Source organism: Methylobacterium sp. 142-1Y, assembly GCF_057747795.1.
This window is the reverse complement of sequence record NZ_CM173224.1, coordinates 2934900-2950513: the sequence shown is the minus strand read 5'-3', so window position 1 is coordinate 2950513 and position 15614 is coordinate 2934900. Positions and strand designations below refer to the sequence as shown.

The 15614-nt window shown below is 70.3% G+C and carries 16 protein-coding genes; 12 read left to right on the top strand and 4 right to left on the bottom strand.

Annotated features, from left to right (window positions below):
- Positions 1-72 precede the first annotated feature (72 nt).
- From AC3AOF_RS13390 to AC3AOF_RS13365, 6 genes are all read left to right on the top strand, one after another.
- Positions 73-795, top strand: a complete 723-nt coding sequence (locus tag AC3AOF_RS13390; RefSeq protein ID WP_488348986.1) for an SDR family NAD(P)-dependent oxidoreductase — start codon at positions 73-75, stop codon at positions 793-795.
- Positions 788-1792 carry a hypothetical protein gene (locus tag AC3AOF_RS13385; protein WP_488348784.1) on the top strand — a complete coding sequence of 335 codons (1005 nt, stop codon included), beginning with the start codon at positions 788-790 and terminating at the stop codon, positions 1790-1792. The genes AC3AOF_RS13390 and AC3AOF_RS13385 overlap by 8 nt, the downstream gene beginning before the upstream one ends.
- Positions 1789-2253 (top strand): NUDIX hydrolase, encoded by a 465-nt coding sequence (locus AC3AOF_RS13380; protein WP_488348783.1) that lies wholly within the window; start codon positions 1789-1791, stop codon positions 2251-2253. The genes AC3AOF_RS13385 and AC3AOF_RS13380 overlap by 4 nt, the downstream gene beginning before the upstream one ends.
- Entirely contained in the window at positions 2250-2684 is a 435-nt protein-coding gene (locus AC3AOF_RS13375; protein ID WP_236990334.1) for a TIGR02301 family protein, read from the top strand. The genes AC3AOF_RS13380 and AC3AOF_RS13375 overlap by 4 nt, the downstream gene beginning before the upstream one ends.
- Positions 2685-2879: 195 nt before the next feature.
- Entirely contained in the window at positions 2880-3146 is a 267-nt protein-coding gene (locus tag AC3AOF_RS13370; protein WP_236990335.1) for a hypothetical protein, read from the top strand.
- 28 nt (positions 3147-3174) lie between these two features.
- Positions 3175-4263: an SPL family radical SAM protein gene (locus tag AC3AOF_RS13365; RefSeq protein ID WP_488348782.1), complete on the top strand. Its 1089-nt coding sequence runs from the start codon at positions 3175-3177 to the stop codon at positions 4261-4263.
- A gap of 4 nt (positions 4264-4267) precedes the next feature.
- Here AC3AOF_RS13365 and msrB read toward each other — a convergent pair whose 3' ends face one another.
- The 3 genes from msrB to AC3AOF_RS13350 all read right to left on the bottom strand — a co-directional run bounded on the left by msrB (position 4268) and on the right by AC3AOF_RS13350 (position 6715).
- Positions 4268-4678 (bottom strand): peptide-methionine (R)-S-oxide reductase MsrB, encoded by a 411-nt coding sequence (gene msrB / locus AC3AOF_RS13360; RefSeq protein WP_236990337.1) that lies wholly within the window; start codon positions 4676-4678, stop codon positions 4268-4270.
- 90 nt (positions 4679-4768) lie between these two features.
- On the bottom strand, positions 4769-5929 hold the full coding sequence (locus AC3AOF_RS13355; protein ID WP_236990338.1) for a YihY/virulence factor BrkB family protein: 1161 nt from the start codon (positions 5927-5929) through the stop codon (positions 4769-4771).
- 129 nt (positions 5930-6058) lie between these two features.
- Positions 6059-6715: a GntR family transcriptional regulator gene (locus AC3AOF_RS13350; protein WP_236992803.1), complete on the bottom strand. Its 657-nt coding sequence runs from the start codon at positions 6713-6715 to the stop codon at positions 6059-6061.
- A gap of 174 nt (positions 6716-6889) precedes the next feature.
- On the opposite strand from AC3AOF_RS13350, the gene dctP reads away from it, so the two are divergent.
- From dctP to AC3AOF_RS13320, 6 genes are all read left to right on the top strand, one after another.
- Positions 6890-7909, top strand: coding sequence for a TRAP transporter substrate-binding protein DctP (dctP, locus tag AC3AOF_RS13345; RefSeq protein ID WP_488348781.1), 1020 nt, complete (start codon positions 6890-6892; stop codon positions 7907-7909).
- The gene (locus tag AC3AOF_RS13340; RefSeq protein ID WP_236990340.1) at positions 7906-8544 is read left to right on the top strand and encodes a TRAP transporter small permease; all 639 of its coding nucleotides are present in this window, start codon (positions 7906-7908) and stop codon (positions 8542-8544) included. The genes dctP and AC3AOF_RS13340 overlap by 4 nt, the downstream gene beginning before the upstream one ends.
- Positions 8541-9893, top strand: coding sequence for a TRAP transporter large permease (locus tag AC3AOF_RS13335; RefSeq protein WP_236990341.1), 1353 nt, complete (start codon positions 8541-8543; stop codon positions 9891-9893). The genes AC3AOF_RS13340 and AC3AOF_RS13335 overlap by 4 nt, the downstream gene beginning before the upstream one ends.
- Before the next feature lie 160 nt (positions 9894-10053).
- The gene (locus AC3AOF_RS13330; RefSeq protein ID WP_488348780.1) at positions 10054-11460 is read left to right on the top strand and encodes a malonyl-CoA decarboxylase; all 1407 of its coding nucleotides are present in this window, start codon (positions 10054-10056) and stop codon (positions 11458-11460) included.
- Positions 11461-11717: 257 nt separating this feature from the next.
- Complete coding sequence (locus AC3AOF_RS13325) at positions 11718-13241, top strand: malonate--CoA ligase (RefSeq protein ID WP_488348779.1); 1524 nt, start codon at positions 11718-11720, stop codon at positions 13239-13241.
- 166 nt (positions 13242-13407) lie between these two features.
- Entirely contained in the window at positions 13408-14247 is an 840-nt protein-coding gene (locus AC3AOF_RS13320; RefSeq protein ID WP_488348778.1) for a PhzF family phenazine biosynthesis protein, read from the top strand.
- A 12-nt stretch (positions 14248-14259) separates the two neighbouring features.
- On the opposite strand, the gene AC3AOF_RS13315 is transcribed toward AC3AOF_RS13320, so the two are convergent.
- On the bottom strand, positions 14260-15546 hold the full coding sequence (locus AC3AOF_RS13315) for a methyl-accepting chemotaxis protein (protein WP_236990345.1): 1287 nt from the start codon (positions 15544-15546) through the stop codon (positions 14260-14262).
- Positions 15547-15614 lie beyond the last annotated feature (68 nt).

Sequence of the window (15614 nt, the reverse complement as noted above, 5' to 3'; positions counted from 1 at the left end):
CACCAGCCGGCGCCCCGCACCGGACATCCCTGAGGAACGGCCGTGGCCCAATCGAACGAACGCCGCCGCGTGATGCTGCTCACCGGCGCGAGCCGGGGCATCGGCCATGCCACCGTGAAGCGCTTCTCGGCGGCGGGCTGGCGCGTCATCACCTGCTCGCGCCACCCCTTCCCGGAGAACTGCCCGTGGGAGATGGGGCCGGAGGACCACCTCCAGGTCGACCTCGCCGATCCGGAGGACACGATCCGCGCCGTCAAGGAAGTGGCCGGGCGGCTCGAGGCCGAGGGCGGGCTGCTGCATGCGCTGGTCAACAATGCGGGCATCTCGCCGAAGGGGGCCGGCGGCGCGCGGCTCGGGTCGATCGACACCCCGTTCTCCGACTGGCAGCGGGTGTTCCAGGTCAATTTCTTCGCCCCCATCCTGCTCGCCCGCGGCCTGTGCGACGAGCTGACCCGGGCCCGCGGCTCGATCGTCAACGTGACGTCGATCGCAGGCTCCCGCGTCCATCCCTTCGCGGGGGCGGCCTACGCGACCTCGAAGGCGGCGCTCGCCGGCCTGACCCGCGAGATGGCCTCCGATTACGGGCCGCTGGGCGTGCGGGTGAACGCGATCTCGCCGGGCGAGATCGACACCTCGATCCTGTCGCCGGGCACCGACAAGCTGGTGGCGCAGATCCCGCAGCGGCGCCTCGGCACGCCGGACGAGGTCGCCAAGGCGATCTACTTCCTGTGCACCGAGGCCTCGTCCTACGTGAACGGCGCCGAATTGCACATCAACGGCGGCCAGCATGTCTGAGCGGGCGGCTGTCGCGCTCGCGCTCCTGCTCCTCGCCTCGCCCGCAGCCGCCGAGCCCCGCGTCACGCTCCTCGACCTGCCGTTCCGCGTGACGCAGCTGCGCGATGCCGGCAGCGAGGCGGCGCTCGCCGTCACCACTGCCGGGCTGCCGCAGCTGCCGCGCAAGGCCGGCCCGGTCGCGGTGGCGTGGGGCGAGACCGGGGCCGCCGTCCTGACGCTGACGGGGGACACGATCACCATCGTCCCGCTGTCCCTCGACGCGATCGAAGGCCTGACCGCCGGCGAGACGCCGAAAGGCGCGCTGCCGGGCACCCTCCGGGTGCTGTCGGGGCCGGTCAGCGCCTACCTGTCGGGGCCGAGAAGCGGGCCGGACGGGCGCCCCGGCGCCGCCGGGGTGACTCTGCGCGAGCGCCAGAAGGTGACGATGAGCGCCGATCCCAAGCCGGTACCGGTGGCGACCGCGACGGTGCCGCCGGGGGCGGGCGCGGTGTTCTCGGCCGAGACCCTGCGGCCGGTCGAGATCGACGGGGCGCTCAACCTCCTGGCGCTCAGCGAGCATCCGGAGGGCACCGGGCTGGCGGTGATCGGGCGCCAGGACGGCACCTGGCGGGTGCGGGCCGAGACCCCGCCCGAGCCGGGACCGCTCGCGCTCGCGGCCGACCTGCCCGGCCCGGTGCCCGGCGCCGTGCTGGTGCGCGGCGCGGAGGGCCGGCTCGAACAGTGGAGTCTCGCGGGCGGAACACCGGCCAGGACGGCCAAGAGCGCCGAGGGCAAGGGGTTCTCCGCCCCTGGCGCCACCCTCGGCAGCGAGCTGGTGGTGGCGAGCCGCGACCGCACCGCCCTGGCCTACGTCTCGCTCAAAGGGCTGGCCGAGCGGGCGCGCGTCACCCTGCCGGCGCCGGTCGGGGCCGGCCTCGCGGTCATGGGCAACCGGGTCGTGGTGGCCCTGGCCGACGGGCGGCTCGCCACGGTGCAGGACGGAGATGCGCGGCCGTGAGCGCCGAATCCGACGATCCGGCCTGGCGCCGCCGCTATCCCGTGCGCCCCTTCATCGCCGCGTCCGCGGCCGTGGTGCGCGACGGCCGGGTGCTGCTCGCATCCCGCGGCCAGGCGCCGATGCGCGGCATCTACACCCTGCCGGGTGGCCAGGTGGAGGCGGGGGAGACCCTGGCGGAAGCGGCTCTGCGCGAATTGCACGAGGAGGTCGGGGTGGCGGCCGAGGTGGTCGCCGGGCTGACACCCCTCGAGGTGATCGAGCGCGACGCGGACGGGGCGGTGCTGCACCATTTCGTGATCCATCCCCATGCCGTCCGCTGGCTGTCCGGCGAGCCGACCACCGGGCCGGAAGCCCTGGACCTGCGCTGGGTGACGCCTGCGGAGGCGCACGACCTGCCGACCACCCGGGGCCTGCACGACGTGATCGCCCAGGCCCTCGCGGCAATCGGGGACAAGGCATGAGACGCGCCGTCATCCTGGCCGCCTGCCTCGTCGCGGCTTTGCCGGCTCTCGCGCAGCAAGCCAAGCCGAAAGCGCCGACCAAGCCACCCGAGAAGGAAGCCCCCGCTCCGCCGCCGCCGGCCGACGCGCCGGCCCCCTACGACCGCGACCTCCTGCGCCTGTCGGAGATCATCGGCGCGCTGAGCTTCCTGCGCGAATTGTGCGGAAACCCCGACGCGCCGGAATGGCCCGCCCGGATGAAGGCCCTGCTCGATTCGGAAGGCACCAGCCCGGGCCGGCGCGACCGCCTCGCCGGGGCCTATAACCGGGGCTACGGCGGTTACGCCGTGACCTACCGGGTCTGCACGCCTTCCGCGGTCGAAGCCGCCACCCGCTACATCGCGGAGGGCGAACGCCTGTCGGTGGCGCTCGCCGGGCGGTTCGGCGGTTAACAAACTCCCTGTTGCGGGTCCGCCACGCTGTGGCGTCCGTGTCGAAGAGGGAGGCATTCTCGTGGCGCCGTTAACCTCTTCGCAATTCCTTGCTGGCCCGGCGCCGGCCGAGGGCCTATGAATCGGGACATCACACGAGGCCGCTGCGGATCCGAGACCGCCGTTCTCACCAGAGACCCGATCTCAAGGCTGTCGATGACCGAGTTCGAAACCCACCACGACCCCGCCCTCGATTCCGACCAGGAGGCAAAGCGCGCCGCCCTCAGCTACGTTTCGGAGGCCTTCGCCGAAGGTTGCCTCGACGGGCTCGACGGCGACTGCATGGCCCAGGCGGCCCTGTTCGCGGCGTTCCAGGAACTGGTCCAGACCTACGGCGAGGAGGCCACCGCCCGCTACGCCGAAGGTTTCCCGGAGCGGATTCGCGGCGGCACCTACACGGTGCGGCCTCAAGCCCGGCATTAACGCGTCCCGTCCCACGCGTTCGCGGGGCATGACCTTTCACGATCCCGCCCCCGCCCGCACGGCCCGCCTCTGGCGACCGCGCCGGGTCGTCGTTACTGCCGCGGCGCGGGAGTACGCCCACGGGCGTGCGATCATGGCGCGGGCGGAATCCCTTGGCCTTCCCGTCGAGGCCTTGCCCGGCAACCGCCTCACGGGCCTGCGCCACCCGGACCCGCGCCGGGCCTATATCGAGGCGAAGAACACCCTCGCGGTGGTCGTCGCGCCGCCGACCAAGCTGAAGCTGCAGCCGATCCCGCCGAGCGCCGACTGGCGCGTCGACCTCGCCGAGGGCTGCCCGGCCCATTGCCAGTACTGCTACCTCGCCGGCTCGCTCTCGGGGCCGCCCGTGACCCGGGTCTACGCCAACCTGCCCGAGATCCTGGACAATCTCGCAGGTTATCTCGGCCAGGGCGGCGTCACCTCGGTGAATGCCCAGCGCGCGCACGAGGGCACCTCCTTCGAGGCATCGTGCTACACCGATCCCCTCGGGATCGAGCACCTGACCGGCTCGCTCGCCGCGGCGATCCGGCATTTCGGCGCCTGGGACGCGCCGGTCAGCTTACGCACCACCACCAAGTTCGCCGCGGTCGCGCCGCTCCTCGGTCTGGAGCATCGCCGCCGCACGCGGCTGCGCTTCTCGGTCAACGCCGCGGCCGCCGTCCGCTACGAGGGCGGCACCGCCCCGTTGCGCGAACGCCTCGCCGCGATGGGGGCGGTCGCCCGTGCCGGCTACCCGGTCGGGCTCACGGTCGCGCCGATCCTACCCGTGCCGGACTGGCGCGAGGCCTATGCCGACCTGTTCGCGCAGGCGGCGGAAGCGCTCGACGGTGTCCAGGATCTCGATCTCACCGCGGAACTCATCACCCACCGCTTCACCCCCGGCTCGAAGGCGGTGCTGGAGGGCTGGTACCCGGGTTCCGACCTGCCGATGCGGGAGGACGAGCGCAGCCGCAAGCTCACCAAGTTCGGCTCGGTGAAATACGTGTTGCCGGCCGAGCTGATGCGGGAGATGCGGGCGCGGCTTACGCGGGACCTGGCGGAGCGGCTGCCGGCGGCCAAGCTGCTCTACTGGACCTGAATCGTCACTCCTCCGGCTCGAACACCATCGCCGCCCCGTTCATGCAGTAGCGCAGGCCCGTCGGGGCCGGGCCGTCGTCGAAGACGTGGCCGAGATGGCCCTGGCAGCGGGCGCAATGCACCTCGGTGCGAGTCATGAAAAATGAGCGGTCGGTCTGCGTTTCCACCGCGCCGTCCAGCGGCGCATGGAAGCTCGGCCAGCCGGAGCCGGACTCGTACTTGGTGCTCGATTCGAAAAGCGGCTGGCCGCAGCCGGCGCAGGCGAAGGTGCCGGCGCGCTTTTCGTGGTTGAGCGGGCTGGTGCCAGGCCGTTCGGTGCCGTGCTCGCGCAGCACGCGGTATTGCTCGGGTGTCAGGGTCCGGCGCCACTCCGCTTCGGTGCGGGTCTCGGCGGTGCCGGTCTCGTTGGCGGCCATCGGGGCCTCTCCTCGTCACGTCCGTGATGGGCGAGGCCCCAAGATAATGGCGGACGCCGCATCCCGCGAGATGGTGCGGCGCACGGGCCCTTACGCCGGCGCACCGACGGTATCGGCCATCCGGGCGCGACGGGTGCCCATCGGCTCCTCCGGCCCGACGGTGGTGTCGCGGGCGGTCTGGTGCTCCAGCTCGGCATTGATCTCGCCGCCGAGCAGTACGATCGTGGACGAGATCCAGATCCAGGTCATGAAGCCGATCGCGGCGCCGAGCGAGCCGTAGGTCTCGTTGTAGCTGCCGAAATGCGCGACGTACCAGGAGAAGCCGATCGAGGCGATGAGCCAGACCACGCCGGCGGTGAGGCTGCCCGGCGTGACCCAGCGCCAGCGCGGCAGGTCGCGGCTCGGGCCGTAGCGGTAGAGCAGCGCCAGAGCGAAGAGCATGACGGCCAGCAGCGCCGGCCAGCGAAGGAGCGCGATGTACCAGGCCGTCGGGCTGATCCGGATCCCGAAATAGCCGATGAAATTCAGCGCCACCGGCAGCACCACGATGCAGCCGAGCGCCACGATGACGAAGACCAGGGCCCCGAAGGTGAAGGTGAGCGAGCGCAGGTTGAGCTGGATGAAGCTGCGCTTCTCCTGCTCCTCGTAGACGATGTTGAGCGCATCGAACATCGCCTTCATGCCGGCATTGGCGCTCCACAGCGAGATCGCGAGCGTGGTGAAGAAGGTGATGCCGAGGGTGGTGCCGCCCTTGGCGGTGATGCGCTTGACCTGGTCGGCGATGATTTCGAGCGCGCCGGAGGGCAGCACGCCCTGGAGCAGCGAGAGGTGATCGTTGATGGTGCTCGGATCGGTGAACAGACCGTAGAGCGACACGAGCGCCGCCACCGCCGGGAAGATCGCCAGCAGGGTGTAGAAGGTCACGCCGGCCGCCACCGACAGGACCCGGTCCTTCTGGAATTCGAGATAGACGCGATAGAGCACGTCCTTCCAGCCCTTGGCCGGGATCTCCGTCGGCGTCTCGGCCTTGCGGCCGCGATCGATTTCGGTGTCGGCGACCCACTGGGCCGGACGGCCGGAATACGACTTGGCGCCGCCGCCGAGATGCCGCGTCGGGTCCGGCGCCGCATCCTGCACGCCGTCCGGCCGCCGCGCCGTGACGAGGCGGACGAGCGCGAGGCCGAGGAAGACGGTCCACAGGGTCGAGGTCACGCCGGACGGGGCGGAACCGGAGCGGGGTTCGGGCGGCATCACGGCACCGGAAGCAGGAGGAACCTGTCGCCCACAAGCGTGGGCGCTCGGGATCACAACGTGGGTTCCCGGGGGTCGTTCCGTGTCAAGGAAAGCGCCGCAAGGTCAAGGGTTTGACCCAGGTCAGGATCACGCCGCCGCGCTGCCGCCCGGCAGGCTTCGGATCAGCTCGGCGAAGCGGTCACCCTGCACCAGCACGTGGGCACGCAGCCGCTCGCCGGCGAGCGCCTCGTCCCCGGCCAGGATCGCCGCGACCGCGCCTTCATGTTCGGCGAGCGACTGCCGCAGGCGGTTGCGGGCGCGCAGCTGGATGCGCCGGAACGGTGCCAGGCGGCGGCTCAAGCCGACGGCCTGCTCGCACAGGAAGCCGTTGCGCGAGGCCCGGTAGATCACCGCGTGGAACACCGCGTTCTCGGCGTAATAGGCTGCCATCTCGCCCGCTTCCGCCGCGGCCCGGCAGGCATCGAGCGCGGCGGTGAGCTCGCGCTGGTGCTCGTCGGTGAGCCGCCGGGCGGCGAGGCGACCGCACGCCGCCTCCAGCTCCGCCATGGTCTCGAACATCTCGATCAGCCGCGCCGGCTCAGGGATGCTCACCACCGCACCGCGCCGCGGCTTGATCTCGATCAGGCCGGTGACGGCCAGTTGCAGCAGGGCCTCGCGGATCGGCGTGCGCGAGACCCCGAACCGGGCGGCGAGTTGGACCTCGTCGAGCCTGTCGCCGGGGCGCAGGACCCCGTCCACGATCTCGTCCTCGATCGTCTGCCGCAGCCGCTGGGCGTGACTCATCTGGGCGTGGCTCATGTGCGATCCCGCCTTCCACCTTCGGAGAGTATGCACTGCGGTTGACAAAATATACAAGATCGGCGTCTTCTGAGTGCAGAATTCGGCAGGGTTCAACCTGACCGCGCGTCACACCGAAACGCACCATCCGGAGCCGATGGGCTCCCCAGAGGAATCGCCATGGCCGTCACCCGCCGCTCCCTCGTCGTCGCAGGTCTCGCCGCCCCCGCCCTGATCGGCCTCGGGCGGGCTGCGCAGGCCGCCACGGTGCTGAAGCTGTCGCACCAGTTCCCGGGCGGGACGATCGACGAAGGCGATTTTCGCGACCGGATGTGCCGCAAGTTCGCCGCCGCCGTGAAGGAGCGCTCGAAGGGGGCGCTGGAGGTTCAGGTCTATCCCGGCTCGTCGCTGATGAAGACGAACGCCCAGTTCAGCGCCATGCGAAAAGGCGCGCTCGACATGAGCCTCTACCCGCTGCCTTACGCGGGCGGCGAGGTGCCGGAGACCAATATCGGGCTGATGCCGGCTTTGGTGACCTCCTATCCGCAGGCGATGGCGTGGAAGACGGCGCCGGTCGGCCGCAAGCTCACCGAGATCCTCCAGGCGAAGAACATCGTGCTGGTCTCCTGGGTCTGGCAGGCCGGCGGCGTGGCGAGCCGCGACCGCGCGCTGGTGCGGCCGGAGGATGCCAAGGGCCTGAAGGTCCGCGGCGGCTCGCGCGAGATGGATCTGATGATGAAGGCGGCGGGCGCCGCGACGCTGAGCCTGCCCTCGAACGAATCCTACGCGGCGATGCAGACCGGCGCCTGCGACGCGGTCATCACCTCGTCCACCAGCCTGATCTCGTTCCGGCTGGAGGAATTGTCGAAATCCCTCACCTCGGGCCGCGGCCGGTCCTACTGGTTCATGCTCGAGCCGATCATGATGTCGAAGGCGATCTTCGACGGCCTGCCCAAGGACCAGCAGGACCTGATCATGGCGGTCGGCGCCGAGCTCGAATCCTTCGGCCAGGAGGGTGCACAGGCCGACGACACCCGGGTCGAGCAGATCTTCGGGAAGGCCGGCGCCAAGGTCGAGAGCCTCGACGAGGCGACGCTGAACCGCTGGCGCGACATCGCTCGCGACTCGGCCTGGAAGGACTATGCCGCCAAGTCGTCCTCCTGCGCCGAGATGCTGAAGCTCGCGGAGGCGGTCGCGTGAGCCACGCCTTCGACGCGGCCTCCGCCGGGCCTGAGCCGGAGCGCGCGGCGGCGCGGCCCCGCCTGCCCGGACCGCTCGCGGCGATCGAGGCCGCGATGGGCGGCCTCAACCGGCTGATCCTGCTGATGGGCGGCGTCGCCCTCGTCGCCGCCTGCCTGGTGCTGAGCTATAGCGTCGTCATCCGCTACGTCCTCAAGGTCCCGACCGAGTGGCAGGACGAGACGGCGGTGTTCCTCATCGTCGGCGCCACCTTCCTGTCGGCGGCCGGCGTCCAGGCCCGGCGCGGCCACGTCGCCATCGAGGCGCTGACCGGCCTCCTGTCGCCGCGGGCGAACCGCCTGCGCCTGCTCTTTGCCGACATCGTCAGCCTCGGCTTCGTCGCCTTCTTCGCCTGGAAGAGCTGGACGCTGCTGCACGAGGCCTGGGTCGACGGCCAGATCTCGCAATCGACCTGGGGCCCACCGCTCTGGATTCCCTATTCGCTGATGGCGGTCGGCATGACGCTGCTCGCCCTGCAATTCCTGCTCCAGATTGCGGAAAGCCTCGCCCGCGGCCCGGAGGCCGCCGGCTTCGCCGACCCGAAGATCGGCCTCGGCGCCGACCTCAAGAGCCCGCCGAAAGGACCCGCCCGATGAGCACCGCGATCATCGGCACGCTCTATGCGGGCGCGACCCTCGGCGCCATGCTCGCCGGCATCCCGATCGCCTTCGCGCTCGGCGCCGTGGCGCTCGTCTTCATGCTGGCCTTCATGCCCGGCGCCTCCCTCGATACGGTGGCGCAGAACGTCTACGAGGAGATGGCCTCGATCACGCTGCTGTCGATCCCGCTCTTCATCCTGAAGGGCGCGGCGATCGGCCGGTCGAAGGCGGGCCAGGACCTCTACTCGGCGATGCATGCCTGGATGCACAAGATCCCGGGGGGCTTGGGCATCGCCAACGTGTTCGCCTGCGCGCTGTTTGCCGCCATGGCGGGATCGAGCCCGGCGACCTGCTCGGCGATCGGCTCGGCCGGCATCCCGGAGATGCGCCGGCGCGGTTATTCCGGGGGGTTCGCCGCCGGCATCATCGCGGCGGGCGGGACCCTCGGCATCCTGCTGCCGCCCTCGATCACCATGATCCTCTACGCGGTGGCGGCCGAGCAGTCGCTCGGGCGGCTCTTCCTCGCCGGCATCGGCCCGGGGCTTCTCCTGGTGCTGCTCTTTGCCGCCTACGCCGCCTGGCGCTTCCGGCGCGAATTCGCCATGGCGCGGGCGGCCTACGTCACCGGTGGCCCCGAGCACCCGATCCTGGCGGAAGACCGCTACTCGATGGCCGAGCGCTTCTCGACCCTGCCGCGGGTGCTGCCCTTCGTGGTTTTGCTCACCGGGGTGATGGTGGCGCTCTACGGCGGCTACGCCACGCCGTCCGAGACGGCGGGCTTAGGGGGCCTCCTGGCGCTGGCGCTCATCGCGGCGATCTACGGCGTCTGGCGGGCCCGGGACGTGAGCCCGATCCTGATCGCGACCTTGCGCGAATCGACCATGCTGATGCTGATCATCGGCATGTCGCTGCTCTACGCCTACGTGATGAGCTACCTCCACATCTCGCAGGCAGCCGCCGCCGCGATCGTGGCGATGCATCTCTCGCCCTGGCTCCTGCTGCTGACGATCCTGCTCCTGGTCGTGGGCCTCGGCTTCTTCCTGCCGCCGGTCTCGATCATCCTGATGACCGCGCCGATCATCCTGCCGCCCTTGCGGGAGGCGGGGTTCGACCTGGTCTGGTTCGGCGTCGTCATGACGATCACCATGGAGATGGGGCTGATCCACCCGCCGGTCGGCCTCAACATCTTCGTCATCAAGAACATCGCCCCGGACATCCCGCTGTCCGACATCATCTGGGGCACCCTGCCCTTCGTGATCCTGATGGGGATCGCGATCCTTCTCCTCTGCCTCGCCCCCGGGATCGCCCTGTGGCTGCCGGATCTGCTCTTGCCCTCGACCAAGTAGAGGCGTCACCATGGCCCGGACGGCCTCCGACCGCGACGCGCGACGCCGCCGCCCTTCCCTCTCCGCTGCCGCAGCGGAGCCCTATCTACCGAAGGCCGGCACCCTCCCCGATCCGCGGGGGCGGTCCGGTCATGAGCAGAGCGACAGTGAGCAAGGCCCCATGGCGGCGATCTCGTTCCTCGGCGACCTTCTCCAGAGCATCTCGGACCGGGGCCGCGGGCTGATCGCCTTCGGCCGCGACGACCCCGCCAAGGCGAGCGTCGCCGAGGTGGTCAAGCTCTGCGAGGACCTGATCTCGCGGCGCGGCGAGGCCTCGGGGGTCGCGCTCGCCCGCATCATCCTCGACCGCTACGAGAGCTTCGCCTGCTCCGACCGTCACGACTTCCTGCGCCGCGTCGCCCTCGAGTTCGGGGCCGACCACGCGGCGGTGGAGAGCGCCATCGCGGCCTACGGAAAGGCGCCGTCCCGCGCCGCCCTCGGGCGCCTGCACGAGGCCGCCGAGCCGCGCTCGCAGGAGCTGATCCGCCGCCTCAACCTCGCCCGCGACGGCACGATCGCCCTGGTGCGGATGCGCGAGGACCTGTTCGGCTTGCGCGACGCCGCACGGAAGGCCGACAAGCCGGACCCCGCGCTGGCGGAAGCGGTCGACAGCCTCGATTCCGATTTCGAGCATCTGTTCGCCTCGTGGTTCAACCGCGGCTTCCTGGTCCTGCGCCGGATCGACTGGACCACGCCGGCCCATATCCTGGAGAAGATCATCCGCTATGAGGCGGTGCACGCGATCTCGGGGTGGGACGACCTGCGCCGGCGGATCGAGCCGCCGGACCGGCGCTGCTTCGCCTTCTTCCACCCCGCGCTCCTCGACGAGCCGCTGATCTTCGTCGAGGTGGCGCTGACCACCGGCATCGCCGCGGCGATCGCCCCGATCCTCGCCCATGAGCGCCAGCACACCGCCACCCGCGAGGCGACGACCGCGATCTTCTACTCGATCTCGAACTGCCAGAAGGGCCTGGCCGGCATCACCTTCGGCAACTTCCTGATCAAGCAGGTGGTGGAGGATCTCTGCCGCGAGATGCCGGCGCTGAAGACCTTCGTGACCCTGTCGCCGGTGCCGACCTTCCGCACCTGGCTCGATCGCGAGCGCCGCTCCGACGCGCCGCAGGGCCTGACCCGCGAGGATGTCGAGACCCTGCGCGCCCTCGACCAGCCCGACTGGCACGCCGACAAGGCCAAGGCCGACGCGGTGAAGAAGGCCCTGCTGCCGGCCGCCGCCTATTACTTCCTGCGCGCGAAGACCGCCCGCGGCAAGCCGGTCGATCCGGTGGCCAGGTTCCATCTCGGCAACGGCGCGAGGCTGGAGCGGCTGAACTTCCTGGGCGACGTCTCGCCCAAGGGCCTGTCGCAGGGCTACGGCCTGATGGTGAACTACCTCTACGACCTCGCGGCGATCGAGAAGAACCACGAGACCTACGCCAATCTCGGCACCGTCTCGGCCTCGCTCACGGTCAACCGCGAATTGCGCCAGAACCTGCCACCGGCCCGCGCGGTGGCGCTGGCGGAGGCGTGAGCAGTTTTCTCCTCTCCCCGCGGGCGGGGAGAGGGCTGTGTCACCGTGCAGGTGACACAGCGAGGCGGCAGCCGAGGGTGAGGGGGAGGTGCCGGATGTGGCTCCTCCGGAAACACCCCCTCACCCTCGCCCTTCGGGCTTGCTGCGCTTCCTGAACGGAAGCACAGCCCTCTCCCCGCCCGCGGGGAGAGGAGAGGTCCGCGTTCTTCGAGGAGACGGCATGGCCGCTCATCTCGCCGACGACTGAAGAGTCTCCCATGTCCAACCACTTCTTCGACATCGTCCGCTCCCGCCTCCCCGCCGATCCGGCGGGCAAAACCTTCCTCGAGACCCCCGAGGGCCTGCGCTGGAGCTACGCGGATCTCGTCGCCGAATCCGGCCGCTACGCCGCGGCGCTCGTCGGCCTCGGCGTCGCGCCCGGCGACCGGGTGGCGGTGCAGGTCGAAAAGAGCCCGGCGGTGATCGCGCTCTATCTCGGCTGCGTGCGGGCCGGCGCGGTCTTCCTGCCGTTGAACACCGGCTACACGCCCTCCGAGATCGCCTACTTCCTCGGCGATGCCGAGCCGGCCCTGTTCGTCTGCGATCCGGGCAAGCGCGATGTCCTCAACGTCGTGGCGGAGCAGGCCGGCGTCGCCCAGGTCGGCACCCTCGACGCCAGGGGCGAAGGCACGATGGCGGCCGAGGCCGCAGGTCAGACCGGCGACTTCGCCGACGTACCCCGCGCCTCGGACGACTTAGCTGCGATCCTCTACACCTCGGGCACCACCGGGCGCTCGAAGGGCGCCATGCTGACCCACGACAACCTGTCGTCGAACGCGCTGACGCTCGTCGACTACTGGCGCTTCACGCCGGACGACGTGCTGATCCACGCGCTGCCGGTGTTCCACACCCACGGCCTGTTCGTCGCCACCAACACGGTGCTGATGTCGGGCGCCGCGATGGTCTTCCTGCCCAAGCTCGACCCGCCGCTGATCCTGTCGCTGATGGAGCGGGCGACGGCGCTGATGGGCGTGCCGACCTTCTACACCCGCCTCCTCAAGGAGCCGGGCCTGACCCGCGAGGCGGCGGCCCGCATGCGCCTGTTCGTGTCCGGCTCGGCGCCCTTGCTCGCCGAGACCCATCGGGAGTGGCAGGAGCGGACCGGCCACGCGATCCTTGAGCGCTACGGCATGACCGAGACCAACATGAGCACCTCGAACCCCTATGACGGCGACCGGGTCGCCGGCACGGTCGGGTTCCCGCTGCCGGGCGTGTCGCTGCGGGTGGTCGATCCGGAGACCGGCCGCGGGCTCGCGGCTGACCAGGTCGGGATGATCGAGGTGCGCGGCCCCAACGTGTTCAAGGGCTACTGGCGCATGCCGGAGAAGACCGCCGCCGAGTTCAAGGCCGACGGCTTCTTCATCACCGGCGACCTCGGCAAGGTCGACGAGCGCGGCTACGTCCACATCGTCGGCCGCGGCAAGGACCTGATCATCACCGGCGGCTTCAACGTCTACCCGAAGGAGGTCGAGACCGAGATCGACGGGCTGCCCGGCGTGCTCGAATCGGCGGTGATCGGGGTGCCGCATCCGGATTTCGGCGAGGGCGTCACCGCCGTGGTGGTGCCGCGCGGCGCGGACGCGCCGAGCGAGGCCGCCATCCTCTCGGCGCTCGAAGGCCGGCTCGCCAAGTTCAAGCTGCCCAAGCGCGTGATCGTTGCCGACGAACTGCCCCGCAACACGATGGGCAAGGTTCAGAAGAACCTGCTGCGCGAGACGCACAAGGGGTTGTACGAGGGCTGAGACCAGCAAGCAAGATTCACTATTATTCCCCCGCTCGCGACCTCATCCTGAGGTGTTAGTCGATCTTCGATCGCTCGGCACCTCAGGATGAGGTTCAGGGTGGGAGGGGCAAGGGAATCAGGCAAACAAGCCTGTGACGGCAAGAGCCGACATCCGGAGATCCGCCATGACCGTCCGCTTCGCCCTGGTCGACGTGTTCCACGACGGCGCCTTCACCGGCAATCCGCTCGCGGTGGTGAGCGGCGGCGATCTCGACACCGCGACGATGCAGGCGATGACCCGCTGGTTCAACCTGTCGGAGACGGCGTTCCTGCTGCCGCCGACCGATCCGGGCGCCGATTACCAGGTCCGCATCTTCACCCTCGCGCACGAATTGCCCTTCGCCGGCCATCCGACGCTCGGCGCCTGCCATGCCTGGCTCGCCCTCGGCGGCCGGCCGCGCCAGGACGGGCGCATCGTCCAGCAATGCGGCGCCGGCCTGGTGCCGATCCGGCAGGACCGGGACCGTCTCGCCTTCGCGGCGCCGAGGCTGCTCCGCGAGGGGCCGGTGGACGAGGCGACGATGCGGGACATCCTGGCGGTGCTGCGCCTCGACCGTGAGCAGATCGTCGAGGCGCGCTGGGCCGATAACGGCCCGGGCTGGGTCGGGGTGATGCTCGCTTCCGCCGAGGAGGTCCTGGCGGTGGAACCGGTCCGCCATCACGAGGGCCGGATCGATATCGGCCTCGTCGGCGCCCATCCTCCCGGGGCGGAGGCCGCCTGGGAGATCCGCACCCTGTTCAGCGACGGCACCGGCGCGCTCGTCGAGGATCCGGTGACCGGCAGCTTCAACGCGGCGGTGGCAGGCTGGCTGCGCGAGACCGGCCGGGCCGCCGGTCCCTACATCGCCGCCCAAGGGACGAAGCTCGGTCGGCGCGGCCGGATCTTCGTCGATTACGACGGCGCCGACTGGATCGGCGGCCGCACCCTCACGGTGGCGGAGGGCACGCTCCCGGGCGCCGCCTGACCGAGCCTCCGGTCAAGCCGCCTTCACGCCGGACAGGAACTGTGCGATCGACTGGGTCAGGGCCGAGGTGTGGCGACCGAGGTCCTGGGCGATGTGCAGCATCGCAGTGGCGGCCTCGCCGGTCGCCCCCACGTCCTTGCGGACGTCGCTGATGTTCCCGGAGACCGACCGCGATCCGGTCGCCGCCTGCTGGACGCTCTGGGCGATCTCGCCGGTCGCCGCGCCCTGCTCGCGCATCGCCTCCATCATGCCGAGCGCGGTGTCGCGCAGCTGCGTGATCGTCGTGCCGATCTCGCCGATCGCCGAGACGGCACTGCCGGTGGCCTGGCGGATCTCCGCCACCTGTGCCCCGATCTCGTCCGTCGCCCGGCCCGTCTGGCCCGCGAGGGCCTTCACCTCCGCGGCGACCACCGCAAAGCCCCTGCCGGCTTCACCGGCACGGGCCGCCTCGATCGTCGCGTTGAGCGCCAGGAGGTTGGTCTGGCTGGCGAGCGAGTTGATCATGCCGACGACCGCGCCGATCTTGTCGGCCGCCTGCGACAAGGCGTGAACTAGGGTGTCGGTCTGGCTCGCCTTCTCGGCGGCGGTCGCCGCGAGGTGCGAGGTATGGGAGGCCTGCTGCGAGAGCTCGCGGATCGTCGCCGCCAGCTCCTCCGTCGCCGCCGCCACGGCGTCGACATGGGTCGAGGTCTCCTCGGCCGATCCCGCCACGTCGGCGGAGCGCCGGTTGTTCCGATCCGCCACCGACGCGACCTCCCCGGCGGAGGCCTGCAAGCGGGACGCGCTCGTCGAGAGGGTGTGGATCACCGTATCGGTGTTGTCGCCGAACGCCTTGATCAACCCGTCGATCAGGGCCGCGCGCCGCTTGCTCTGTTCCGCCGCCTCCACCGCCACATGGATGTCGACCAGGGAGCCGCAGGCACGCACCGGCTTGCCGGCCGGGTCGTGGACGACGCCTCCCGTCGCGCGGAACCAGCGATAGCCGCCATCGCGGCATTTCAGGCGATAGGTGACGTCGTAGGCCCCCTTGTTGGCCACGTTGAGCAGGGCCGCCCCGAAAGCCGCGAAGGTCGGATCGACATCGTCCGGATGGAGCAGGTCGCTCCACGACTGCATCACGTCCGGGAAATCGTCCGTCGACGCATAGCCCAGCAGCCGGCGGAACTCCTGCGACCAGGTCCAGCGGCTCTTTTGATGCGCCGCGTCGCCCTGGTGCAGGATGGCATCCCAGAGACCGACCCCCGCATGGTGCCCGAGAACATGCATCAGTTCGTCGTTGCTGGACTGGCGCTTGAACATGTAATATCTTTCTGGTTCTGAAATTTTTTTCCCATTGAAAGATAAATAAAAACTTAATTTATTGCTAT